The organism is Nostocoides sp. F2B08 (assembly GCF_009184895.1).
Classification (GTDB): Bacteria; Actinomycetota; Actinomycetes; order Actinomycetales; family Dermatophilaceae; genus F2B08.
On the sequence record NZ_WESE01000007.1, the window covers coordinates 1 to 25,415 of the forward strand.

Below are 25,415 nucleotides of genomic sequence, written 5' to 3' on the forward strand. Positions count from 1 at the left end.
AGACCATCAGATCATCGTCACCGGTCCCAACGGCCATGTGGGCGTTGATCGTCCAGCACAGGCCGCCGAACATCTTGATCTCCCGAAAGCCCTCCGGACCGGCCGCCGCGGCGACCGCCGACCGGATCCGCTCGGCCAGAACCTCGTTGTAGGACATCGGGAGCCTCCAGCCGCATAACACTCAGGTTCTCGAGGGACCTGCCGTCCCCTGTGGGATCTATGCGAACCCTCCCCAACGTGGCGAGGTCACATCAACGTCAGCGTAGCTTCGGCGCGCGCAGAGGTGCTGCACACCGCCGGCTATATCCCTGCAACGACAGCCGCGACTAGTCATCCCGCGAGAGAGATCGTTTGTACCGAGCGCGATCTCGGGCCCACCACAGGATCAGCCACACGCCTGTAGCAAACATGGCACCCAACCAGAAGTCGAGAGTCACGCTGTCACCGTCCTATCTGTGATCATGTTCGGCGCTCTTGTGGGCGCCGTCCTTTCCTGGCCCGATCCCGCTGAACGATGATCTCGCTGGTTCTCTCGGGGAGGTCGATGGGTGGCAGGTAGTCGTCGGTCCGGTTGAAGATGTCGCCGTTGAGCATCTTGTCGGCGGCTTCTTCGTTCCCTTCGGCCTCGGTGACCTTGATGAGGTCGAGACGGCAGACCTCGTCGTAGGGGGCGGCCTGGCAGGCGACCTCGGAGACCTGACGGGCAACGTCCAAGTCTCCTTCGGCGAGGGCGTCGGTGACGAGGAGGTGGGCGGTGTCGACGATGGCGCAGCCGATTGTCTCGTGGACGCGTTCGCTGTCGAGCAGCCAGCTCCACCCCTTCTCCCGCAGCAGGCTGAACGGTGGCCCCTGGACGAGCGACATCGCCGTCTTCAGGTCGTCGATGCCTTCGGCTCCGCGTGCCTGGCCGCGGACGCGCAGCCGTCTGAACAGGTCGAGGTCGACCAGGACTTCTCGCAGCTGGTAGGTCTTAACGCCGGTCTCGAGGTAGGTGGGCGTTTCGTTCGCGGCGGGCAGGTAGGGCTGCCCGGTCTGCGGGTCGGTGCCGAGCCAGGTCCGCAGGGAGCTGATATCGGTTCTGGCTCTGGATGCCGCGATGCCGAAGGCGTCGGCGATCTCGTTGGCGGTGGCACCCTTGGGATGCAACGCGAGGTAGGCGAGGATCTCGACGAAGTAGGGCTTGCGCTTGGTGATGACCGTCTTGAGCTGGCCGAACGCCATGGCGTTGACCGGACCGAGCACCGTCAGCCGGGGGCGCGAGCTGGTGGGGTTGAGCCAGTCGGCGAGGTCGTCGTCGAGAGTCGGGTCGGTCTCGCGCACGGTTCGGGCGACTTGCTCGGAGACGACGGGGGCGAGGGTCCCGATGTCCTGCGCGGTGGTGGCGGCCGTCGCGGTGTAGTCCTCGGTGGCGTTGGGCAAGAGGGATCCATCGCCTGCCGGACCCACATCCTCACGGGGTTCGGTCAGTTCCTCTCGCAGCGCCCCGGCCTGGTCGGCGAGGGCGCGCCAGCCGGGCGCTGGCTGCTCGAAGGTCGGGGTCTTGATCGGCTCGCTCTCGCGGGTCACGTCGACGATGGCGGCGCAGGCGGTCGCTTCCTCGCTGGTGAGCCCGGCCGCTTGGAGGTCGAGCCCGAGGGTCGGCGCGTGCAGCTGCCCGGCGCGGTCGACATGGATCTCAGTTGCCTCGGGGACGGTTGCAGACAAGGTGAGCAGTGCAGCGCCAACCCAGGGGGCGGGCGTGGTCAGGAGGGGCGCGAGCTCGGCCGTCCCGTCGCTGATTGTGAGGATGACGCGGTAGGGGTCCGGGTCACCCCAACCGATCCCTTTCGACGTTGTCAGGTCGCGGGTGAGGGAGGGCACGATCTGGTGCCCGTCACGGTGGTGGTGCAGGCGCACCTGGTCGAGCGCGGCAAGCTCGTCACCGAACCCGATCACGGTGACCTCGACGAGCGTCGACCACGGGTTGAGGGCCAGCTCGGCGGCGATATGCCGGGCCAGCCCCAGAGCCCGGTCCGGGTCACCGCTCAGGGCCACGATGCCCAGCTGCTCCAGGTTCACCAGGTGCACACCGGTTGCGTCGCATCCGATGGTCACGAGCATGGGGTACGGCGGGAGCACGCCGGGCTCGTCAGGCAGGGACTCATCGAGGCGGATCGTCCACTCTCGGCCGCTGCCGGTCCAGGGCTGGGGAAGGTCGCCATCGTGGACGAGGCGCAGCGTCACGCTGCCTGTCGCAAGGGTCGCCGTGAGCAGGGCCGGCGGCGGCTGTCCTGCGTGGGCGCATGCTGCGGCCAGGTGGTTCAGGACACGGTTCAGCTGCTCGATGGGTGCGGTGAGCGGAGCGCCGGAGACGAACGCTGTCTTCTCGACCGCTCGCAGCTCGTCTGGGGGAGGGGCGATGACCTGCCCGGGCCGGCGGTAGCGAAGCTGGGTGTTGCGGTGCGCGCGGACCGCGGCCAGGGTGAGCGCGGCCAGGACAGCGCCTGCGCCGCTCAGCCCCGGCAGCAGCCATCCGGGTGCCGTTGTCTCCGCCTCGTCGGCTGCAGCCTCATCGTCCGCGGCGACGCTGGGGCCAGGCGCGGACTCAGGTGACGGCTCGTCAGTGGCGTCCGTGGGAGCAGGCGTCGGCGTCCGCTCCGCTGGGGGTGTCACGGCGGTCGGTGGTGGGCTGGTTGGCCCTGCAGTGGGCGGGGTCGCGTCTGCAATCGCGGGCTGCTCGGTCGCTGCTGTTGCGGGTTGGGGCTGTACGGGGATGGTGATCTGCCAGCCGGGGCGGATCAGGTCCGGGTCGGTGAGCCGTGCACCATCAGGCTGGACCGTGTGGCGGGTGGCGTCGAAGAGTTCGGGGTAGCGCATCGGGTCTCCGAGGCTGGCTTCGGCGATCTCGGAGAGCGTGTCACCGGGTTGGACGACGTACTCGTCGCTCGCGGGATTGGGTACCGCCTCTGGAGCATCGCGGGGCACCTTGAGGACCACGCCCGGGGTGATGAAGTCGGGTCTGCCGCCCAGCAGGGAGACGTTGAGGTCGACGATCTCGGGGAATCGGGTGCCGTCACCGAGGAGTCGGTCCGCGATCTTCCAGAGACTGTCTCCGCGCTTGACCGTGTAGTCGATGCTCGACCGCTCAGAGGTGGCGTTCACGGTGGCCTGGGCGGGCGCGGCCTGCGGGAGGACGGGCGCTGGAGAGGCAGCCGCCGGGGGAGGGGCGTGGTGGGCGGGCGCGGCCGCGACAGCGTGGGCGGGCGGGGCCGGGAATGCCGCGACGACCGTGGGAGGGGCCATGAACAGCAGTGCTGCCACGGCGACGAGGCGACCGACCGCTGCCTGCGGCCCATGCAGACCAGGTAGCGAGGGAGCCGGCAGGCCGCGGATCTGGGCAACGGCCTCCAGGACGACCCAGATGGCGACGAAGGCCCACGCGATCCACGCCACGGCGGCGATGACGACCAAGGCCAGGGTGCCGTCGTCGGGACTGAGTAGCAGGGCCCGCAGTTCCGCCAGGTCGGTGTGCCACGGGGCGGCGCCGATGGCGACGAGCAGGAACGGCACTCCAGCGAGGAGCAGCAGGATGGCCAGGGTGGCGGCCAGCCCCATGAGTCGCTGACGAAGGGTGGGTGGGGTCACTGCTCGCTCCCTCCCAGGCTGCGGACGACGCGCGCCGTTGCGGTGCTGGTGACGGTCAGGTCGCGGATTCCGATGATGCTCAGGAACTTGGGCTTGTAGGTGTCGGTGACGATGACCGTGATCGTGTCGCCGCCGGTGATACGGACGTTGCCGATGACGTCGGCGGCTGCCAGGTATGCCTGGGCGGCGCTGTGTGCTGCCTGCGGGTCGAGGGTGACCTGCTCGCCCATGATGGCCGGTGCGGCCTGTACCCGTTCTCCGCCGGTGCGGGCTGCTTCGGCGGCGATGTTGTGGGCACGTTGTTTTGCGTGGACGTGCCCGCCGAGGTCGACGGCCAGGCCGACGAGCATCATCATGATGAAGCCGGTCACGGCGAGCCAGATGGTGATGGAGCCACGTTCGCCCCGGCTGGGATGCGTCATCCTCGTTCTCTCCAGGTGTCGATGGGCGAGCTGCTGGTGGCCGTGATGAGCCGGCTACCGGGGACTCCAGGCACTGAAAGGTCGGCCAGGTCGAGGCGGCACTCCACGGTGGCGGTGACCGAGCCGGGTTCGCCCACTGTCTTGGCGAAGTCGGACACGTCGACGGTCACGGTCACGCTCAGGCACCGGATGCCTTGGTTGGCCAGGCTGGCCTGGCCGGCGCTCTGGGCGCCCTGGGACGCCTGTGATGCCGACCGGGCGATCGAGGCGGTGCGGGCGGCGTCGGCGGCGGCGGACTCGACCGCGGAGTGGGTGATGGCGGTGCGGCCACCGAAGATGATCAGCCCGACGAACAGCATGAAGGCTGGCAGCCCGATCGCGGCCTCCACGGCGGCTGAGCCACGCTCGATCCGACCACGTCTGCACCTGGTCACGGGGCCGTCAACCTCTCCACGGGCAGCGAAGCGGACTGGACGATCGCTGGCGTCCAGCCCGGGATGACGCTCAGGGCGTGCCCGGTGACGGCAACGGTGACCGTGGTCGCGGTGCGGTGTGCGGACGCTCGTGCGTTGACGAGCACGTCCTCTCCGCCGGCTTGGGTGATGAAGTCGGACGCGGCCGAGACTCCGTCGGAGGTGCTGCCGTTCTCGCCCGCTGCGGCTCTCGCACCTTGCTGGGCGGCAGCGATCGCCACGGTGCGGGCGTGGTAGAAGAGCGCGGCCTGCATCCCCAGGAACATCACCGCGAACAGCGCAGGGAGCAGGACGACCATCTGGATCGAGGCCGAGCCGTGTTCTCCCGCCCGCCTGCTACCGGATGTTGGCGGCCTGGGTTTCCACATAGGCCCTCACAGCCGCGACCACGATGCCGACGATGGCGATGACGGCAACCGCCCAGAGCACGTGCTCCGTGGTCACCGAGCCCTTCTCATCGCGGACCCGCACGCGGGTGTCGAGGCCGAGATAGAAGGTGAGGAGGAGTGCGAGCAATCGGTTCATCTGAGTGTTTCCTTTCTGAGGCGGTTCCCTTTGGATGGTGTGGTTGTCAGGTGCTGCCGAACATCCGCAGCACGGACGGGGCGACCAGCAGGGCCATGAAGATGACCCCGAGCAGGGAGCCGGGAATTGTCATCCGCTCGCCGACCGCGTTGGCTTCGCTGATCTCGTCGTTGAGCATGGCGGTGCGCATCGCGGCTGAGCGGGCACGCAGGTTGGTGTAGACCGATGCGCCCTCTTCCCCGGAGAGGCGCATGATGTCGGCGAAGTCGTCCAGCTCGGGTAGCCCGAGCTCGTCGGCCAGAGCGTGCAGGGCATCCCACGGCGGCTGGCCGGACCAGCGGGAGCGGGTCAGCTCTTCGGAGAGCCTGGTGAAGACCCACGAGTTGCCGACCTGCGCGGCTGCCTCCATCGCTTGGCGCACCCCGGAGCCGTTGTGACGTTCGAGGGCGACCAGGTCGATGTAGGCCCCCAGTGCGCGAGTGAACTCGAGACGAGCCTTGCCAGCATCATCGACGGCGTTGTAGTTGGGCAGGAAGAACATGACCACGGCCAGGGCGAGCGAGGCAACGGCCGGGATAGCGACGGGGAGCCCGAGCCCGATCTGGTCGAAGAAGAACCCCAGCAGCGGCGGGATGAGCAGCCCCATGAGCGCCATGACGATCTTGTCGCCATAGAAGCGTGCCAGCGGGATCCGCAGCAGCGCCAGCTCCCGGTGCGGGGTCCGGATCCACAGCGCCGGCGGCAGTGCCTTGAGCGCCCACACCCCGATTCGCTCCTTCCCCGTGGCCGAGGTGAGCGGGCCGACGGCGTTTGCGCGGGTGCGGCCGGGCGTGAGCCGGGCCAGGGCCTCGGCCAGGTCGGGTTCGGCCGGGATGAAGCGGGCAAGGAGCAGGACGACACCGAGGCTGAGCAGCGCGCCGCTGAGCAGAGCCAGGTTCAGTCCGGTGCTCATCGGGCGCCCTCCCGCACGCTGGTGGGGGCCGGGGTGAGGAATCTGGGCGATGCCTGTCCGATCGCCATGCGCTTCAGCCACAGGAGCGTTGCAATGTAGGCCGCAAGCAGCGAGACCAGGACGATCTGCCCGAGCGGGCTCCGGTAGGGCTGGACGTAGCTTCCCGACATCGACAGGACGACCAGCACCCCGACGCTGATCAGCGTCACCCACCGGGCGGTGGCGCGAGGCTTGGCGCGGTCCGCCTCGACCTGACGGCGGGCGCGCACATCGGCCGCGACCGACTCGGCGAGAGCTTCGAGGACGCTGGCCAGCCCGGCGCCCCTGCGTCGGGCGCCCAGAATCAGGTTCGCCGCGACCAGGTCGCCGGTGGCGTCGTCGAGCTCATCGGCGAAGGCCCGCAGCGCGTCCTCGGTGACCCACCGGGCCCGCAGCCGAGCCACCAGGCGGGTGACCTCGGGGGCAATCGCGGCAGGGGTTGACCGCAGCGTGGCCACCAGAGCCTGCTCAAGACCAACCCCGACGGTCAGCACGCCCGAGAGAGAACGGGTCCATTCCTCCATCGCCTCCAGCCGCTCGATCCGCGCGGCGGCCGAGGAGGAGGAAAGCAGCACGGGCAGCCCGACGAAGGCGACGGGCACCAGCACCAACGCCAGCACCCACCCGGTGACGAAGTAGGCGACAACGCCAGCGGCGCACCCGGCGACGATGAGGATCCGGGTCTGTTTGCTGAGCCTCCGCACGCTGCGTGGGCGGGAGGGGCGCTGCACCACGGGGGAGGGGCGCAACCCCACGAACAGGCCGATCACTCCTGCGACGACCAGCCCGCCGGCCAGGGCGGGGACCAGGGCGTTCATGAGCGCTCCTGGGTGTGCGCGAGATAGCCGGCGACGTCGAAGCCGTGCGCCGCGAGGTCAAGGTAGGCGTCCGGCAACACGGCGGGCACGGCCGTGCCGTCAGGGCCGGGCGCGAACACGTGGGTCGTGGCGTAGCCGGTGTCACGCTCGCCGGGGTCCAGGGCGATGATCTCGGCGACCCGGCGCAGCCGCGTCGTGTGCCCGCCCTCGTCGATGGTCCGCAGGTCTAAGTGGACGATCACGTCGATAGTGGCAGCCAGTTTGCTGGTCGCTAGCGCGTGGGTGACGTGCGGGCCGGCCTCCATCGCGCACGTGACCAGCTTGCGGATCGCTGCGACGGCGTCGGAGGCGTGCGTGGTGGAGATCGACCCGGTTCCCGACTCCATCGCTTTGATCATCGCCCAGATCTCCTTGCCTCGGACCTCGCCGACGATCTGGCGCGAGAGGTTGAAGCGGAAGGAGTCGACGAGGGCATCGTCGAGGGTGAACTCGCCAGCCGCCCGGCCGTCCGGGCCGCGCTCGCCCGAGCCGGGGCGCGCCTCCCACGGGTGGACGATCCGGTGCCGGTCCGGCAGCTCGTGCAGGTGCAGCTCGTACTCTGTCTCGAAGGTGCCCAGCGCCTCCTTCGGGTGGAACTCGGCGCACAAGGCCCGCACCAGAGTGGTCTTGCCGGCTCCCTGAGAGCCCGAGACGACGATGCTTTTGCGGGCCCGCACCGCCGCACGCAGGAAGGAGGCCGCGACCGGTGAGAGCATCTGGCGGGCCACCAGGTCATCGAGGGTGATCTCCATCAGCCTGTGACGACGGATCACCACGGACGGGCGCGGCGTGACCCAGGCGGCAGCCGCCAGCCGGGACCCGCCGTCGAGGCGCAGGTGCAGCCTGGGTTGGGCCGCAGAGAACCCGCGAGCGTTGACCTCCGAGCGTGAGGCGAGGAAGACGAGGAAGTCGATCAGCTCCTCGTCGGAGTCGGCAACCGGGGGCCCGTCGACGAGGGAGCCGTCAGTGAGCTCGAGCAGGACGTTGTCGTGGCCGGTGATGATGATGTTCTCCACCCGGTCGTCATCGACCAGCGGCTGGAGACGTCCCAGCCGGAACAGGGAGTCGAAGACGGCCCGAGCCAGCGCATCCTGCTCCGGGCCGGACAGCGTGGGCAGGCCGGCGTTGACGCGGTCCGCGACGGTGGTCTCGATCAGGTCGAGCACGACCGTTCGGCCCAGCTCCTCCTGCGCGATCCGGTCCAGCCGGGCCCGGTCGGCGGCGACTGCCTGGCTCAGCTGGTCCGAAGCCTGGGCGCGCAGAGCAGCCACCAGGGGCCAATCCACGCTAGCGCCGTTCGGTGCGGCGCTCTCACTCAGGGGGCGCCCCGCCCCTAAGAGCGGGTCACCGGGGACGTCGCGCCCATCCTTCGTCGGTGGCGCGGGCTGGGCGAAGAGGGGGAGTTGGGGGAGCGCGCCCGGGTGGTCTTCAGAGACTCGGGTTGTCATGACGGGGTTCCTTCGAGCAGCTCGGTGCGACGGCCAGCGATCGTGGAGTGGATCGCGGCGATGGCCGAGGTCAGCGCCCGCGCCAAGGGTCTGGTCTGAAAACGCTTGGGCGGAGCGGCTCCACGGGAGAACACCGCAGCCGAGTCGGGGTCGTCGGGCAGGGACGCCAGCACGGGCAGGTTCACGACCCCGGAGACTTCACGGGCGGTGTAGGGCTGTCCCTCGCCGACGAGGATGACCGATGACTGGTGCCAGTCCCCAGGGCCGCGTCGGAACGTCTCGGCCCAGGAGCGCAGTGCCGAGAGGTTGGGCAGCGTGGTGCGGCTGAGGAGCAGCGCCAGGTCGGCCGCCTCGAGGAGAGGTTCTGGTGAGCCGTGCATACCCAGTCGACCCGCATCAACGATGACGTCCTGCCCGGTGCTCTCCAAGTCGGCCAGAGTCTGCGCCAGGGGAGCCCACAGATCGCGCACCGCCCGGGCTTGGGTGTGGGAACGGATCCCGGCGACGAAGGAGACGGTGGTGCCCTCGATCGGACGTGCCACGTCGGCGAGCGCATCCTCGAGGTCGCTTGCGGTCAGTGCCAGCTCGATCAGCCCTGCCTCGTACTCCCGCGTCCCGCGGAAGTAGCCGGCGAGCAGGTTCGAGCCACCGGTGGGGTCGGCCTCGACGAGCAGCACCGGACGTGGCCACAGCAGCGCCAGTCCAAGTGCTGTGGTGGTCACCCCGGGCGAGCCGGATGCCGAAGCGAGGGCCAGGACTGCCATCAGCGCTCCCTCGAGTCCAGGACGAGGGTGATGTTGCCGGTCGCGATCCGGGTGGCGAGCACCGCGGCGTCCACTCTCGGCACAAGCAGGTCGACAACGGTCTGCCCGCTCTGTGTAGAGGTGTGGACGCCGACCACCGTGGCCTCGCTGGACAGCGGCGTGCCAGCCGGGAGGGTTTCACCCTGAGCAGGGGTGACGACAACACGCACCCGGTCGCCGTACTGGAGCTCGAGCCCTGGAGCCCGCTCCGGGGTCAGCGCGATACCGACCACCGACTGCCCCTCGTTGGGCACCACCTCGGTGGTTAACGAGTTGGGCGTCAGCAAACCGCCCGCCGCGATGTCCAACGCGGCCCGTTGCCCGACGACCTGGTCGAGTTCAGCGGAAGAGACCGGTGTCAGGGCCGGGTCGGCGCTAACCCGCAGCCGGGCCAGGTCCTCGGCACCGATCACCTCGCCGCGCTCGATGGTGGTCCGCGCGACGAGCACCTCCTGGGTCGTGGTCGTGGCGGTCCACGCCCAGCCGGCCAGCAGAGCGCCGACACAGATGGCGCCGATCGCGGCGACCACCAGCGCCGGCCTGCGCCGCAGCCTGGGCGGAGGAACGAGCGTGGACGCGCCCGAACCATCCTGGTTGATCGTCCCCTCGACCCGAGTGGCTGTGCTGCTCATCATCCCTGCCCTTCCGCTGGCCCGTTACTGCACGAGCACCTGCGCTTCCCCGACCGCGATCGCGACCGATCGTGTGAGACCGTCCATCCGGATCGTCCCGGTCTGCCCAGCCCCCGCCCACGTGACGACCCAGCTCGACGTGGCACTGACCGTGTACTTGGCGCCCGGTTTCGTCGAGCTCGACCTCTCGTACACGTGCCCGCAGTCGGGCGACTTCGACTTGCCGTACGCCGCCGTGTAGGGCGTGCCGGCAGTGGCGCACTGGACCACCGTGCCGTCGCCCATGTCCCAAGTGATTCGAAGGACCTCGGCGGTGGCCGTGACCGTGATCCCGCCGGCGCTGGCCGACGCCGTGATCGGTCCCACTGTGTGACTGTCGGCGTTGGCCGCCCACATCCAGACCGGCATCCCCACGATCCCGACGCTGCCTTCGCCCGGCTCAGGGGTGATGCCGATATCGATCGCCCGCAGGTTCATCTGCTCGACCGCCATCTCAGCGACCTCGCGTGGCGTCGGTCCCGCGCCGGAGTTCGGTGGCGGGTCGGGCGCCCAGATGAGAACCAGTTGGCCGGTCTGCGGTTGATAGCAGGTGTACACCGCGCCGTAGTCCGCGTATTCGCCCTCCCAGAAGGCGTCCCCTGGAGGAGGCTGAGGATTCGCGAGTGCGACATAGCACTGGTGCTGATTCGACCAGTACCCACGCTCGTTGCTGCACGGCACCGGTCCAGACGGCGGGTTCGCGATGCCACGCGCCGGGCCGTCCCAGAAACAGGCGACGCCGGACCCCGTGTCCTGCGGGCCGTCGTCACCACCACCTCCGGCATTGGGAGGGGTACCCGGCACCTCAACCGTGATGAGGCAGATCCCTGTCTCTGGATCGGTGACTTGACAGACCGGCTCGGCATGGCTTGCCGAAGGGACAAAGACCAGGAAACCGCCCAAGGTCAGAGTGAAGACAACGAGTCGAACTACGAGGTGGCGCATGGCGTCCGCTCGATGTCCTGGCTTGAGGCCACGCGCCACGCATCCTCCGGGTTGGTGTCCCACTCGTAGTTCGCCACCTGGAATTGAATCCAACCGGTGTCCGGTCGGTCAGGGCTGATGGCCGACTTCCCGTCCTGGTCGACGACGTCAACGCCGCTGACGTCGAAGCACAACTCGATCTGGACTGTGGGGACTTTGCCGGCGGAGGGGTCTGAGTTGTCGAGGTTGACCGACGTGACTTCCAGCTCGACGATCTTTGTCTCGCCGATCTGACGCAGCCCTTGTTCCCGTTCCCTCTCGAACAGGTTCCTCTGAGCGGTCAGTTCGGTGCTGATCGCGACATCCTCGAGAAGGGTCAGCGACCTGCTGGAGTCCTGGCGCAGTTGGCTGCGGACGTCGTAGAACTCTCGCAGTACGGCAGACGCTGCGTTGGCGGCGATCTCGCTGTCAGTAGGCGGCGTCGCAGTGGCGGTGCTGGTGGTGGGTGGCGCCGGGGAGGTGAGAGTGGGCGCAGCGCTGGTGGTGGGGCTAGGGACGGGAGCAGGGCCGTCGCTGGCGCACGACGTCACCGCGGCGACAATCAGTGCTGCCGTCGCGACACTCCCTGCCAGTCGTGTGCGCGTCATGATGAGGAACCTTCGCTCATCACCATGTCTGGTGTTGAGCTCAAACCGACGTCCTGCCGACCAATGGCGAGGCCGCCGTCCGAGCATCGTACGACACGCCTAGCGTTCTGAGCTCGACGAATGTCCATGTCATTTCCTTCTGCCTCGGCAGTCGAGATTTCGCCTTTCACAGTGCAGGTGTCCCGCGCCGATCGTCAGCCTGCGCCCGTCCTCCGCGAACCACCTCTCAGAAATGGGATACACGTCTTGCAGATCGAGGGGGGCTCCGTGCCCGGCTGGCTGTGGACGAACCGACCGAAACGGGGCCTGTGGACCCCTCCAGTGCACCTTCACGCCAAGGAGGTATGCGACGGTGACCGTATCGATGCGCGTGATGTCTGCCGGGGACGGCTATCGGTATCTGCTCAAGGGAGTCGTCACCGGGGACCGCGACCGGAGGGACCCCAACCCGATGGTCGGGTACTTCACCGAAGCGGGGAACCCGCTCGGCCGCTGGCTCGGCTCAGGTATGCATGCGTTCGGTAACGGGGACATCAAACGGGGTGACATCGTTACCGCCGAGCAACTGCAGTTGCTTCTGGGCACAGGACACGATCCGGTGACCGGGGAGCCGCTGGGGCGGGCGTTCCCCGCATACGACCGGTTGAAGGTCAGGATCGCCGCCAGGGTCGCCGACCTCCCGGCCGACCTGACGCCCGAGCAGCGTCATCAGGCCGCCGCGACGATCGCGGCCGAGGAGGTCGCCGCCGGCACGCGACGCGCGGTCGCCGGCTACGACTTCACCTTCAGCGTCCCGAAGTCGCTCTCGGCGCTGTGGGGGATCGCCGATATCGGCACCCAGGCACTGATCGTCGAGGCACATCACCAGGCAGTCGCGGAGGTGCTCGAGTTCATGGAGCACGAGGTCGCCACCACCCGCAGGGGAGTGAATGCTGGGGACGGCGCGGTCGCCCAGGCCGACATCGTCGGAGTCGCGGCCACCGCCTACGACCACTGGGACTCCCGCCTCGGTGACCCGCAGCTGCACACGCATGTGGTGATCTCTAACAAGGTCAAGACCGTCGATGACGGGCGATGGCGCAGTCTGGACGGGCGCCCGATGCACGCCGCTGTCGTCGCGATCTCCGAGCACTACAACGCCGTGCTCGCCGACCGGATCACCCGGCTGTTCGGGATCGAGTGGGAGCAGCGCGACCGCGGTGAGGACCGAAACCCTGCGTGGGAGCTCGCGGCTGTCCCCGAGCTGCTGGTGCGGGAGTTCTCCAGCCGCTCGCGCCACATCGACGCCGAGAAGGACCGACTCATCGACCAGTACGCCGCCACGCACGGGCAGCGCCCCTCCCGCACCAAGGTCATCGAGCTGCGGGCCCGGGCTACGCTGGCGACCCGTCCCGAGAAGGTCATCCGCCCCTTCGCGCAGCTGAGCGAGGACTGGCGTGCCCGGGCCGGCTCGGTCTTGGGGACGGGCGCGCTTGAGTGGGCACGAGTGGTGACCGCCCGTCCCGTCGCCCGTCCCACCCTGCGGGCCGACGACATACCCCTCGATGTGATCGGCGAGGTCGGGGCCTCGGTCGTGGAAGCGGTGGGGGAGAAGCGCTCGACCTGGCGGCACTGGAACCTCTGGGCCGAGGCATCCCGCCAGACGATGGGCTGGCGTTTCGCCAGCATCGAGGACCGCGAGGCCGTTACCGCCACGATCGTCAACGCGGCCAAGCAGCGATCACTCACCCTGACCCCGCCGGAGCTGGCGACCAGCCCGGAGGTGTTTCGCCGCCCGGACGGCACCACCACGTTCCGCCCTCGGCATTCAGTGGTGTTCACCTCGACGATGCTGCTCGACGCCGAGGACCGCCTGCTCGCCCGCTCACGCGACCTCACCGCCCCTGATGTGAGCCTGGCAGTGATCGAGCAGGCGACCACCAAGGAGCACCTACTCAGTGCCGAGCAAGCCGACACGCTGGCACGCATCGCCGTCTCCGGGCGGCAGGTCGACCTGCTCATCGGCCCGGCAGGTGCCGGCAAGACCACCGCGATGCACGCCCTGAAGACCGCCTGGACGAGCACCCATGGGAAGGACAGCGTCGTCGGTCTCGCCCCGAGCGCGGTCGCGGCGCAGGTGCTCGCCGAAGACTTGGGTATCGGGTGCGAGAACACCGCCAAGTGGCTACACGAGTACGACCGACGACGGGCGCAGTTCCGCGCCGGTCAGCTCGTCATCATCGACGAAGCCACCCTGGCCGGCACCCTCACCCTGGACCGACTCACCGCACTGGCCGCCGAGGCGGGCGCGAAGGTGCTGCTGGTCGGCGACTGGGCACAGCTGCAGTCTGTCGACGCAGGAGGGGCGTTCACCCTGCTGGCCAGCGCCCGCCCCGACACCCCCGAGCTGAGCGAGGTCCATCGCTTCACCCACGAGTGGGAGAAGACCGCATCGCTGAGCCTGCGGTTCGGGCGCACCGAGGTCATCGGCACCTACCTCGCCAAGGACCGAGTCCGCGAAGGCAGCACCGACGAGATGATGGACGCCGCCTACCTCGCCTGGGCCGCCGACGTCCAGGGCGGGCGCTCCTCGATCCTGGTCGCCGAGGCGAGCGAGACGGTCCATTACCTCAACCGTCGCGCCCGCGCCGATCGCATCATCGCCGACCCGGTCGGTGACATCGAGGTCAGCCTCGCCGACGGCACCCAGGCCTCCGAGGGCGACCTCATCATCACCCGCCGCAACGACCGCCGACTGCGAACCCTCCGTGCCGGCTGGGTCCGCAACGGGGAGCGCTGGACCGTCACCCAGGTTCACGAGGACGGGTCCATGCAGGTCCAACGCACCGGGGTTGACGTCGGCGGGTCGGTCATCCTGCCCGCGGCGTATGTCGCCGAGCACGTCGACCTCGGCTACGCCGTCACCGCCCACCGCGCCCAAGGCATCACCGTCGACACCTCACACGTCGTCGTCTCACGGGGCACGACCCGGGAGAACTTCTACGTGTCCATGACCAGAGGGCGGGAGTCGAACACCGCCTACGTCGCCCTCGACACCCCTGATGACGGTCACACCCCACCAGAGCCGGACGACGTCAACGCCCACACCGTGCTCTACGGGGTGCTCCAGCACACCGGCGCCGAGCTGTCCGCGCACCAGATGATCACCGCAGAGCAGGACCGGTACTCCTCCATCGCCCAGATCGCGGCGGAGTACGAAACCATCGCAGCCGTCGCTCAACGCGACCGCTGGATCGACCTGATCGAACACTGCGGCCTGAGCGAGGTCGAGGTCGAGCAGGTGCTCGCCTCTGACTCCTTCGGCCCGCTCACCGCCGAACTGCGGCGGGCCGAGGCGAATCACCACGACGTCGGCCAGCTCCTGCCAGTCTTGGTCGCTCGGCGCTCGCTCGACAGTGCTCAAGACATCGGCGCCGTACTCATCAGCCGGCTCCAGAAAGCAACCCACGCAAGGCCGAGCCGCCGCCATCGTGAGCCAAAGCTTCTCGCCGGCCTCATCCCCGTCGCCGACGGCCCCATGAGCGATGAGATGGCCGCCGCCCTGACCGAACGCGCCGGCCTGATGGAGGCGCGAGCGATCACACTCGCCGAACAAGTCGCCCAAGCCAACGCCCCCTGGTTGAAGCGTCTTGGCCGGACCCCCGCGACCGACCCGGACCGGAGTCGATGGCTCCACGAAGTCAGGATCGTTGCTGCCTACCGCGACCGCTACCGGATCGATGCACGTTACGCGCTGGGGGAGCCACTCACCGAGGCGCAGAAGCTCGAGGCCGCACGAGCCGAACAGGCAATCCGCCGGGCCCGAGCCATCACCGACGCCACGGACTCCCAGGACGGGCAACGCCGAACACTCGGACCGACGCTCCGGGTGCTCGGGTAGCGCTCCACCGCGGCCACTCCGGGCGAGTTGTCCACCAGGATCGGTCCGGTCGTCCCGTCTGGTCGTGCCGGCGGCGTAGAGCAGGACCGACTCCGCAACGAAGGGACAACTGATGCTGACACTATGTCTCATCCTCAGCGCCGCACTCTACGGCTTCATGCAGCGCTACATGCCCACCAACCGCGCAATCGCCTGGCTCCGCACTCCACGCGGCCTCAAGTGGGCCCTCCCCATCGCCGTCATCGCCACACCCGCGTACCTCGGCCTGACCGCGCTCGCCATCCAAGGAGCTACCCGACCCGACCTTGGCTGGCTCAATGTGCTCGTGTTCTTGTTCTCCTGGAATGCCATGAAGTTCGCATGGATTGGGGTGTTCAGCCTCCCGGCAATGCTCCGCAACGCCATCGGTCGGCGTCGATACGAGGAGCAGATCGCGGCGCACTGATCCTTTCTGTCCGGACCGTTCCCTTAGTCTTACTTTCGAACGACGCGGCAGTGAGTACACCACGGGGAAGGGGCGCCGATGAGTGCATCTGCGGTCACGCTCGCCCTTACCGAGGATGCCTGCACGCCTGCGGTCGCCGCACCCTGGATTGGCCCACTCGTGGCACTTGGTGGTCGTACCGCTCGGTACATCGCGAAACTAGACACCGGCCGCCAGCTGGTCGTCGTGCTCTCGGTTCCTCAGCGAGACTTTGCCGCTGCGCTCACCGGCATGGGCTGGATCATGAACAGCGCAGCGCCCGCCCCCAACGAACCCCTCGACGTCCTGCGCCAGCTTGAGCCCGGCACTCCAGTCCGGGTGGTCACCCATACAGAAGTCATAGCCGACCACTTCCGCGCCGTCGACGAGGCCAACAAGATTCCGCGGATCCGACTGTTTGGGTCGCAGTGGCTGGCAACAGGTATCCACGCCGCCGCTGTGATTGACGAGGAACTCGACAAGGCGATCCGCCAGCCGATCCCCAGGCCGGGGGTCGTTGCGCAGATCGCGCGCCTTAGCGAGACCTGGGAGGCCCGGCTAGCGGCTCCCCAGGCCGATCTAGCGATCATCGGGACGCTCAAGTGGCTCTTCGAAGACTTGGGTGCCTACCTGACTCGGGAAGGTGAGACAGTCGTACCTGATCCGATCAACGCCGAGCTCAGCAAGCTCGGGGTAGACCAGCGAGCTCGGTTAGTTGCTGGTCTGGGCGGCTCGCTTGCTGACCTGCTTCTCCCGGCAAACAAGAACTGCGCCACCTGGTACACCCGGCTCTACGCCGCAGCTCGCTTCGCCGATCACCTGCCGCTTCCCAGCGACATTCGCTGCGTCATTCTCGATGGTTCGGGCGCGATCAAGTACGTGGCGGAAGTGGAGGCTCCCATCGTCATCTGCATTCTGGACCGCTCAGTCGCAGACGAGACCGCCGCCGAAATTGCGGTGCAGTTGCGGAACTCGCGGGGCGAACCCATCTCCCTCAAGGAGGATCTCGGCTGGTACCCGCCCGCTGGGATCGAGGCACTTGCCTTCACGGTGCCGCTTTGAGCCGGATCGATTCGCTCAATCAGCGGTATGCGGCCTCGGCCGCCGTGGCGCGTGCCGGCGTGCAGATCACCGCAGTCGGCGATCCTTCCGGTGCGCGCTTCAACGCAGCGGTACGCCGCCTCGTGGTCGCACTACGCGATGACGGCCCAGGGCTCTGGGATGACTTGATCGGGGCGTCTAAGGCGCTGCGATGGCGGCTTATCACCCAACCGCAGCCCATCGAATTCAACCCCGGCCTTGTCCAGCTCGCCGGGGAGGTTGGTCGGCAAGCGCGTCGGCTGCGGGGAGCCGTTGCAGATCAGCCACTCCTCGACGAGCTCGCTGCCTCAGCACTCGCTGTCGCCGAAACCGACCCGCTCGTGGGTGCAGTGCTACTCCGAGACTGCCTCGAGGCGGGTATCTGCGAGTGCGTCGTTATCGCTGCCAGCAAACCTGCTCAAGCTTCCCTCGAACTCTGGTTGAAGGATCACGGCATCCTCGTCCTCACAGCTGGCGAACTCGAGCGCGACCAGCCGGAGCGCGATCAGGCGTACGTCGTTGGACCGCCGCGCTTCTACCGTTCGTCACTCGTCACAGCGCCGGTGACGAGTGGAATCAGCTTCCTCCTCCCGGCATGGTTCGGCGACCGCAGCGTGCCCCGCTCCGCCATCGCCGCCTATGCCGAAGGAGCGATTCGGGTCGAGGCCAAGTTGTTCGCCGAAGGTGACACCTCGGAACCTGTCCTCGATATCCCCGAAGAGGCAGAGGACGAGGACGTCTACCTTCCGCAGCCGTTGTGGGGCACCCGCTCCTCGGATGACCGCGAACCTAGTTCCGAGGAGGTCGAAGCCCGCAAGGTGCTCCTCAGCGGCAACTTGGCGATGTGGCTCGATGACGGCGAACGCATCCGCTCGCTTGACCCCGAGCAGCCCGTCGGTGAGCGCGTCACGTATACCGAAGTCGCCGCCGTCCGGGCCGGCACCTATCTGCTGCTCCGCCAAGGCGCGACCGAACGCGGTGCGCTCTACCACGCCGCCCTCGCGAAACTCGGCCAGCGCGGGGGCACTGTCGACGCCGCACAGCTCTCCTGGAAACGCGGCTTGTCTGACCGTCTGGAACTCCTTGGTTACCGGAGAGTGGTGAAGGAACTGCGCGCGGCTGGCGTCAAGACCGCCGATCGGGCACGAGCGTGGACGAACCCCAGCCTGATTCGTCCCAACAGCGACCATGACTTTGAAGCGTTGCTGCAATGGCTCGACATCCCGATCCAGCCGACATTTGGCTACGCCACGCTGCTACGCAAGATGCTCTATCAGGTGAGCGCGGAGATCGGGAAGCAGCTCGAAGCCGCTGTTTCGGCTGCCGACCTGACGGAGCTGGAGACGACTGGCCACCTCAGCCTGGACGTGAAGACTGCAGGCTTCCGAGGCATCCTCGCAACCCGCGTGCTTGGGATTGCGCCATACTCCGAGATCGTGTCGCGGCACGATGCAAGGGTTCCGTTTGAAGATCGGAGTGGGCAGTGGCTCGAATGATGCCTGCCTATTGCCCGGACGACGCCCCGCCGGGAGAGAAGGCTGTATATGCCGCGCTGCGCGACGGTGAGGGCACCGAGGAGTGGGTGGTACTCCATTCGCTGGGGATTGCTGACCACGTCCGCCAGGTCGAAGGCGAGGCGGACTTCGTCGTCCTGGTTCCGGACACCGGCATCCTTGTCATCGAGGTCAAATCCCATCGATCGATAGACCGGCGGTCGGACGGCACGTGGAAACTCGGCAACGACGCGCCCACAGCGCATGGACCGTTCCGGCAGGCCAATGAGGCCATGCACAGCCTGCGCTCCTACTTGGAGAGGAAACACGTCGACCTGCGCTCTATCCCGATGCTCTCGGCCGTTTGGTTCACCGGCGTGCGCGCTCGCACCATGCTGCCCGCGAACCCCGAGTGGCACGACTGGCAGGTCATTGACTCCGAAGACGTGAAGTCCGCACCTGCGGCGATCCTGCGCACGCTCGCGGCAGGCACAACGCACCTTGACGACAAGATCAAGTACTTCTCGTACGGCGGTGTCGGACCGGACAGCGAGACCGCTAAGCGGATCGCCAACCTGCTCCGCCCCAAGTTCGAGCTGGTCACAGTCGCCGGTGATCGTCGGCGTGCCCGCGAGTCTCAGCTGGTCAACTTCATTGAAGAGCAGTTCCAGGCGCTCGATGCCGCTTCGGACAACCACGCAGTCCTGTTTACGGGACCAGCGGGGTCGGGCAAGACCTTCCTCGCGATGGAGTCCGCCCGCCGCGAAATCGCCACCGGTAACGAGGGCCGGCTGCTCTGCTTCAACCGCTTCCTCGGCAAACGACTCGCCAACGATCTGGCGGGCCTTAACGGGCTCAGGGTCAGCACGTTCCACCAAGAGCTGCTGCGCCTGGCAGGGATCGACCGGGTCCCGGAGGGGGCCGGACCCACGTTCTGGGCTGACGAGTTGCCCGAGCGGGCGATGGAGACACTCCTCGACGGCGGCAGCTCGCTGGTCTCCGACTTCCTCATCATCGATGAGATACAAGACGTCGCCACCGACACGCACCTCGACGTCCTCGACCTCTTGGTCACCGGTGGGCTAAGGGAAGGGCGTCTGCTCCTCTTCGGTGACTTCGAACGACAGGCGATTTTCGATAACGAGACCGGCCGCGACCGGCTGCGGTCACGCGCTCCCTACATGTCGACCTACAAGCTGATGCAAAACTGCCGCAACTTGCCGCGCATCGGGTACCAAGTGAATCTGCTCAGTCATCTGCAGCCTGGCTACCAGCAATTCCGACGACAAGACGACGGCATCGACCCTGTCTTCCGCCAATACCAGGCGGGGCAGGACCAGTCGGCGCTCCTCACCACGGCGATCCGCGGGCTCAAAGACGACGGCTATGAACTCAGCGAGATCGTCGTCTTGAGTCCTCTGCGAGACGCGTCTACCGCAGCCAGCACGAGCGACCCATGGCTCCGGCAGATCTTGAAGCCCGCCGATGGCCTCACCGCCCGTCCCGGTCAGGTTCAGTACTCGACCATCCATGCCTTCAAGGGACTCGAAGCGCCTGCTGTCGTGGTGACCGACCTCGATGCGGCCACCACCACGGATAACTTCGATGCGTTGCTCTACGTAGGACTCACCCGTGCTACCGACCGCCTTATCGCCCTCATCGAAGCCAGCACACTCCGTCGCGCCGTAGGAGGCACCACATGAGCGGACTCGAGGCCCGTGCCATCGTTGAAGCCGAACTCCGGCGCGAACTGTTCGGCCCCCTCGGTTCGGAGGAGCCTTCCGGGAAGCCGGTCGACTGTTCGAGTGGCACGCTCACATTCGCTACGGCCGAAGAGAGCCGAGGACGGTTTCACGACGGCCCCACGATGCAAGAGATCCTCACCATCGGGACGCCGCTCACGCGCTACGGCATCGGAGTGCTCTATAGCGGCGCCGCGAGCGGTGGCACGGCTATCGGGGAGTCAGGCGATGGGGATGTCGACCTGACTGGCATACCGGGCGTTGCCCGTAATGAGGAGGACCCTGACGGACCGCCCGTTGAGATACGGGGCTCGCTGCGGCACGACGAGGCCGACTCCGACGACTTCGATCTCACCGACGCCAACAGCTTTAAGCCCTCGGCGATGGCGATCTCGTTCCAGTGCCGCGTCTCGGACGTGGGCTCACTCGCAGTCACCGTGACCGGCGCCCACTACGAGAGGATCAGCGTCCACATCCCGGGGGTCTCTAAGGCGGTCGATTGGTGGCGTCGACGGCCCTTCACGCTCACCGGATCGGTGCCCGGAACTGTCCTTAGAGACGAGACGTATCGGCTCAAGATCGTCGAGACCACGGCAGAGGGCGACCCACCTGGAATCTCACCGACGACCCGTGTCTTCAGCCGCCCGGTACCAGGAGTCGACGACCCGGGGCTGCGCCTGGTGACGGTGGCGGTGGTCAATCAGGTGATGGGAACCGGGCCGAGCAGCGCCTTGTTCCAGATGGGCTTCACCGTCGCAACCGCTGGCGGCCTCGTCATCGAGCCGTACCCCGAAGTCGAGCTGCCTGACCGTGACGATGAAGAGCAGTCGATCGACCTGCTGTACCGCAACAAGCGTACCTACGCCATCGGGCACGGCTGCGCTGCCGAGTGGGAAGGCGGTGCCGGATCACCTGTCCCGCTGGTACGCGCCGTGGCACTGCCGGCCTACGAGGTCGTCAGCCTCACCCCGAACATCTACCTCACTGACGAGAACGGGCGCTACCGCCTCGACTCGGAGGGTCAGCGCCAAGCGGTCACCGTGAGCATGAAGGAGCTGGCTGACTGGACCGCCGAAGGGCAAGCACAGGTTGAAACCGTGCTGCGTCTCTACGGCGACTGGATCGATACTCGCAAGCAAGAGATCGACGACCTGCCTCAGCGCTTCCAGGACGCAGCTCGCCGCCACATGGCGCTCGCGGAAGGGGCGCTCGACCGCATGAAAACCGGCTGGCAGTTGGTCGGCTCGCATCAAACAGCTCAGCAAGCCTTCCGATGGGCCAACGAAGCCATGCTCTACCAACAAGTGCGTTCCAATTTCCCACTGCGTGAGGTCGAGCGAGGCAAGGACGATGTCCTGCGCGTCAACGGGACCCATCCTGCACCGGTCATCCCGGCGGGCAGGGGCACTTGGCGTCCCTTCCAGATCGCCTTCATTCTCGCCAGCCTTCCCGAGTTGGTCGATCCCTCTCGAAAGACCCGCTCCCTGGTCGATTTGATCTTCTTCCCGACTGGTGGCGGCAAGACCGAGGCGTACCTCGGCGCGTGCGCGATCAGTCTGCTCGCACGCCGGCTGCGCAATCCCGACGACGCGGGCACCGACACCCTGATGCGCTACACGCTGCGGCTGCTGACTGCCCAGCAGTTCCTGCGTGCCGCCTCGCTGGTCTGTGTGCTTGAGGCAATCCGTGACGACCACACCGATGTGCTTGGTGCCTCACCGTTCGGTATCGGGATCTGGCTGGGTGGCTCCTCGACCCCCAATAGCTGGCGGAAGGCCGTCGACGTCCTCGCACGCCTGCGGCGCAACCCGCATGAGCAGAACCTCTTCTTGCTCTTGCGCTGTCCCTGGTGCGGAGCGCAGATGGGCACCAAGCCCAAGGGCAGAGGTGGCCAGGATGTCATCGGGTACGAGCAAGTGGGGCGCGACCGGGTCGTGCTGCGCTGCGTCGACTCCCAGTGCCGCTACTCGCGGCGCTCCGGCCTGCCGGTGCATGTCGTCGACGAGGACATCTACGAAGTGCGTCCCTCGATCGTTATCGGTACCGTCGACAAGTTCGCCATGATGGCCTGGCGTCCCCAAGCCCGGAACCTCTTCGGCCTCGACGAGCGTGGCGAGCGGGTAGTTTCTCCGCCCGGTCTGATTGTCCAAGACGAGTTGCACCTGATCTCGGGCCCGCTCGGTTCGATGGTCGGCCTGTACGAGCCAGTGATCGACGAGCTGTGCACCGACCGACGAGGCAAGGAGCCGATCCCACCGAAGGTCATCGCCTCCACGGCAACCATCCGCCGCTATGAGGACCAGATCAAGGGACTCTTCGGCCGTGAAGAAGTCGCGCTGTTCCCGCCACACGGCTTGGAGGAAGGCCGCTCATTCTTCGCTGAGCCGGCGCGGCTAGCAGACGGTTCGCTTGAGCCGGGACGCCGCTATCTCGGAGTCATGAGCGCCTCTCTCGGTTCGATGCAAACCGTCCAGACCCGCGTGGCCGCTGCGACCCTGCAGGCGGCGACAATGGTGCCCGAATCGGACCGCGACGGCTACTGGACGAATCTCAACTTCCTCAACTCACTGCGCGAGCTCGGCAACACCGTCTCACTGCTGGAGTCCGACGTTCCTGACTACCTGACCGGGCTGGTGCGCCGAGACGGCATCGAGCCGCGCTGGCCAAACCGCACGATGGAGCTCACCTCCCGCCGGCGGTCGGATGAGATCCCCAAGGCCATCGAGCAACTCCAAGCCCGCTATGTCCCAGCACAGGAACGTCAGGAGGCCATCGATATCTGCCTCGCCTCGAACATCATCGAGGTCGGTGTCGACATCGATCGCCTCGGACTGATGACCATCGTTGGCCAGCCCAAGACCACGGCACAGTACATCCAGGTATCTGGTCGCGTCGGCCGTCGCGCCGACGTCAGCCCGGGCCTGGTGATCACCATCTACGGCGCGGCCAAGCCGCGTGACCGCAGCCACTACGAGCGGTTCTTGACCTATCACCAGCAGTTGTACGCCCAGGTAGAACCCACCTCCGTAACACCCTTCGCTACCCCGGTGCTCCGACGCGCATTGCACGCCGCCGCTGTGGCATACGTCCGGCAAACCGCACCGGAAGACCTGCCGCCATACCCGTTCCCGTCGATCGAGTACGACGCAGCCATCGAGCTGCTCCGCGAACGTGCCCTCATCGCCGACGCCGGCGAAGTACCCGTCCTGGAGCGCATGGCCGACAAGCGCGCCCGACAGTGGGATGGCTGGGAACGCACCATCTGGGAGGCCAACCCGGCTCCGTGGGGTGACCCCAAGCAGGGCCTTATGCGCTTCGCTGGCACGCTGCCGGATCTCGACAGCAAAGCCACCATCTGGGATGTACCCACCAGCATGCGCAACGTCGATGCCGAGTGTCGGCTGGCGATCTCGCTGGCCTATGCCCACGCCGATGCTGAAGTGGAGGACGGACTATGAGCACCGGAGCAATAAGGCGAGCCCAACTCGTCACTCCCTTCGGTGTGGGCGCGATGAGCGTCCTCGTCAATGGCACCTCAGTCATCACGGCAGGGCTGGATCACTGGTACGACACTGACGACGCAAGCAGCCTCGCTTTGGAGGAGTACCAGGAGCACGACTGGCGACTGGAGGCCCGCCTGAGGGTCTCGGAGTTCCGCCTGCCCCCGGACTACCGCTACCAGGGGCAAGGCAACGACAACCGCAACGTTAAGCTCACAGTGCCGGTTCTGCGGTTCCCGCGCTGGTGCTTCTGCATGTTCTGCAAGCGCCTTGAACTCTCCACTCTCACCATGCAACAGGCGGTGGCCTGCAAGGACAAGAAGCACGCCGACTGGAAGTACAAGCCGCGCATGTCGCAGGTGCCATTCGTGGCCGTCTGTGCCGCCGGTCACCTTGATGACTTCCCGTTCGACAAGTGGGTACACCGGGCCCAGCGCCCCACCTGCAAAGGAACGCTGCGCCTAAAGTCGCTCGGCGGCGGTGGACTTGAAGGCCAACGTGTCGTCTGCGACGGCTGCCAGAAGGACCGGACGTTGCGGGGCATCACCGAGGCCCGCTTTGTCAACGGCGAAGAGCACACAAACCTCAGCGACCAACTGTCCTCACCCGACGACCCCTACCTCTGTACCGGGGCGCGTCCGTGGCTCGCCAAGCTCGACGGAGCCTGCGGACAGCCCATGCGCGGAGCATTGCGCGCCGCGGGCAACGTCTATTTCCCGAAGGTTGAGTCCTCCATCTATCTGCCTCGCAATGAAGGCGCGGTCAGCGCCGAGATGCACGACCTGATGCGCCATCCAGCAGTCAGCACCACCATGCGAACGTTGCACAGCATCTTCGGGGGAGGGCTTGAGGTCGAGATGTTGCGCGCGCAGCTACTCAAGAACGTTCCCCCGGAGCTCTTCGGTCCCATCTCCGACGACGAGCTCATTGCCGGTTACCGCGACCTACTCGGTGTCGGAGAAGAGGAACCTGAATCGGGTGAGGAGTCCGATGCCGAACTCCTCACCGGCGACGACGAGTGGCGCTACCCGGAGTTCCAGCACATCCGGGAAACCCCGAAGGATGACTACCTGACCGCTACCAATCCGGGCATCCACGCCGATCTCAATCCCCACCTGGAACGAGTGCGCTCGGTTGACGTCCTCCGCGAGACCAGAGCACTACGTGGCTTCACCCGCGTCCGGGACGACGCATTGAAGCTCAGCGTCGGCAAGGCCCTTCTGCGCCGCGAGCCGCTCCCGCCCGTACAAGACTGGCTACCCGCTTACGTCGTGAAGGGCGAGGGCATCTACTTCGAGCTCGATCCTGCACGCCTGGCAGCGTGGGAAGCTCGCGCCGAAGTCCACGCTCGCGCCCAGAAGATCACCGACCACTACGGGCGGGTCGCCTCGCAACGAGGCCTCCAGGACCGCACCCTCACGCCACGCTTCGTGCTGCTGCATAGCCTGGGTCACCTGCTCATCAACGAGCTGGTGTTCGCTTGCGGCTACAGTTCCGCCTCGCTCCGTGAGCGGCTATATGTTTCAACCAATGCTGGACGTGAGATGGCGGGCCTCCTGATCTACACTGCAGCCGGCGACTCCGAAGGGACGATGGGCGGCTTGGTGCGCATGGCCCGACCTGACAACCTGCGGTCGGTGTTCGCGTCCGCGATCTCCGACGCCCGTTGGTGCTCGACGGACCCGGTCTGCATGGATGCCGGCGAGAAGGGACAGGGACCGGACTCCTGCAACCTTGCTGCCTGTCACGGCTGCGCGCTGCTCCCCGAAACCAGTTGTGAGGAGTTCAACCGCTTCCTCGACCGGGGACTGGTTGTCGGGACGTTCAGCGACCCAACACTGGGCTACTTCTCGGGCCTCGCCCTCTGACAGC

19 protein-coding genes are annotated in these 25,415 nt (G+C 67.2%); 7 read left to right on the forward strand and 12 right to left on the reverse strand.

Annotated elements, in window-relative coordinates; all coding sequences use genetic code 11:
• Positions 1-459: 459 nt before the first annotated feature.
• The 12 genes from GA707_RS14790 to GA707_RS14845 form a co-directional block, all read right to left on the reverse strand.
• Positions 460-3,624 carry a LysM peptidoglycan-binding domain-containing protein gene (locus GA707_RS14790; protein WP_152179226.1) on the reverse strand — a complete coding sequence of 1,055 codons (3,165 nt, stop codon included), beginning with the start codon at positions 3,622-3,624 and terminating at the stop codon, positions 460-462.
• Positions 3,621-4,046, reverse strand: coding sequence for a pilus assembly protein TadG-related protein (locus GA707_RS14795; RefSeq protein WP_152179227.1), 426 nt, complete (start codon positions 4,044-4,046; stop codon positions 3,621-3,623). Before GA707_RS14795 ends, GA707_RS14790 begins: the two co-directional genes overlap by 4 nt.
• A complete protein-coding gene (locus GA707_RS14800; protein WP_226963822.1) occupies positions 4,043-4,480 on the reverse strand; it encodes a TadE/TadG family type IV pilus assembly protein in 438 nt (145 codons plus the stop codon). The genes GA707_RS14795 and GA707_RS14800 overlap by 4 nt, the downstream gene beginning before the upstream one ends.
• On the reverse strand, positions 4,477-4,818 hold the full coding sequence (locus GA707_RS14805; protein ID WP_370460045.1) for a TadE/TadG family type IV pilus assembly protein: 342 nt from the start codon (positions 4,816-4,818) through the stop codon (positions 4,477-4,479). The genes GA707_RS14800 and GA707_RS14805 overlap by 4 nt, the downstream gene beginning before the upstream one ends.
• A gap of 37 nt (positions 4,819-4,855) precedes the next feature.
• The gene (locus tag GA707_RS14810; protein WP_152179229.1) at positions 4,856-5,044 is read right to left on the reverse strand and encodes a hypothetical protein; all 189 of its coding nucleotides are present in this window, start codon (positions 5,042-5,044) and stop codon (positions 4,856-4,858) included.
• Between the two features lie 46 nt (positions 5,045-5,090).
• The gene (locus GA707_RS14815; protein WP_152179230.1) at positions 5,091-5,996 is read right to left on the reverse strand and encodes a type II secretion system F family protein; all 906 of its coding nucleotides are present in this window, start codon (positions 5,994-5,996) and stop codon (positions 5,091-5,093) included.
• Positions 5,993-6,853: a type II secretion system F family protein gene (locus GA707_RS14820; RefSeq protein WP_152179231.1), complete on the reverse strand. Its 861-nt coding sequence runs from the start codon at positions 6,851-6,853 to the stop codon at positions 5,993-5,995. Before GA707_RS14820 ends, GA707_RS14815 begins: the two co-directional genes overlap by 4 nt.
• Positions 6,850-8,178, reverse strand: coding sequence for a CpaF family protein (locus GA707_RS14825; protein WP_226963823.1), 1,329 nt, complete (start codon positions 8,176-8,178; stop codon positions 6,850-6,852). The genes GA707_RS14820 and GA707_RS14825 overlap by 4 nt, the downstream gene beginning before the upstream one ends.
• A gap of 158 nt (positions 8,179-8,336) precedes the next feature.
• Positions 8,337-9,104, reverse strand: a complete 768-nt coding sequence (locus GA707_RS14830; RefSeq protein ID WP_152179233.1) for a hypothetical protein — start codon at positions 9,102-9,104, stop codon at positions 8,337-8,339.
• The gene (locus GA707_RS14835; protein ID WP_226963824.1) at positions 9,104-9,775 is read right to left on the reverse strand and encodes an SAF domain-containing protein; all 672 of its coding nucleotides are present in this window, start codon (positions 9,773-9,775) and stop codon (positions 9,104-9,106) included. The genes GA707_RS14830 and GA707_RS14835 overlap by 1 nt, the downstream gene beginning before the upstream one ends.
• 24 nt (positions 9,776-9,799) lie before the next feature.
• On the reverse strand, positions 9,800-10,495 hold the full coding sequence (locus tag GA707_RS14840) for a hypothetical protein (RefSeq protein ID WP_226963825.1): 696 nt from the start codon (positions 10,493-10,495) through the stop codon (positions 9,800-9,802).
• A 248-nt stretch (positions 10,496-10,743) separates the two neighbouring features.
• Positions 10,744-11,472, reverse strand: a complete 729-nt coding sequence (locus tag GA707_RS14845; RefSeq protein WP_152179235.1) for a hypothetical protein — start codon at positions 11,470-11,472, stop codon at positions 10,744-10,746.
• Positions 11,473-11,737: 265 nt separating this feature from the next.
• On the opposite strand from GA707_RS14845, the gene mobF reads away from it, so the two are divergent.
• The 7 genes from mobF to drmB all read left to right on the forward strand — a co-directional run bounded on the left by mobF (position 11,738) and on the right by drmB (position 25,411).
• Entirely contained in the window at positions 11,738-15,265 is a 3,528-nt protein-coding gene (gene mobF / locus GA707_RS14850; protein WP_370460046.1) for a MobF family relaxase, read from the forward strand.
• 112 nt (positions 15,266-15,377) lie between these two features.
• A complete protein-coding gene (locus GA707_RS14855) occupies positions 15,378-15,710 on the forward strand; it encodes a sulfate permease (protein WP_152179236.1) in 333 nt (110 codons plus the stop codon).
• A gap of 78 nt (positions 15,711-15,788) precedes the next feature.
• On the forward strand, positions 15,789-16,790 hold the full coding sequence (locus tag GA707_RS21355; protein WP_226963826.1) for a hypothetical protein: 1,002 nt from the start codon (positions 15,789-15,791) through the stop codon (positions 16,788-16,790).
• Positions 16,787-18,304, forward strand: a complete 1,518-nt coding sequence (locus GA707_RS14865) for a hypothetical protein (RefSeq protein WP_193315359.1) — start codon at positions 16,787-16,789, stop codon at positions 18,302-18,304. Before GA707_RS21355 ends, GA707_RS14865 begins: the two co-directional genes overlap by 4 nt.
• Complete coding sequence (locus GA707_RS14870; protein WP_152179402.1) at positions 18,301-20,004, forward strand: nuclease-related domain-containing DEAD/DEAH box helicase; 1,704 nt, start codon at positions 18,301-18,303, stop codon at positions 20,002-20,004. Before GA707_RS14865 ends, GA707_RS14870 begins: the two co-directional genes overlap by 4 nt.
• Complete coding sequence (locus GA707_RS14875; protein ID WP_152179237.1) at positions 20,001-23,501, forward strand: helicase-related protein; 3,501 nt, start codon at positions 20,001-20,003, stop codon at positions 23,499-23,501. The genes GA707_RS14870 and GA707_RS14875 overlap by 4 nt, the downstream gene beginning before the upstream one ends.
• Positions 23,498-25,411 (forward strand): DUF1998 domain-containing protein, encoded by a 1,914-nt coding sequence (gene drmB, locus GA707_RS14880; protein ID WP_152179238.1) that lies wholly within the window; start codon positions 23,498-23,500, stop codon positions 25,409-25,411. The genes GA707_RS14875 and drmB overlap by 4 nt, the downstream gene beginning before the upstream one ends.
• Positions 25,412-25,415 lie beyond the last annotated feature (4 nt).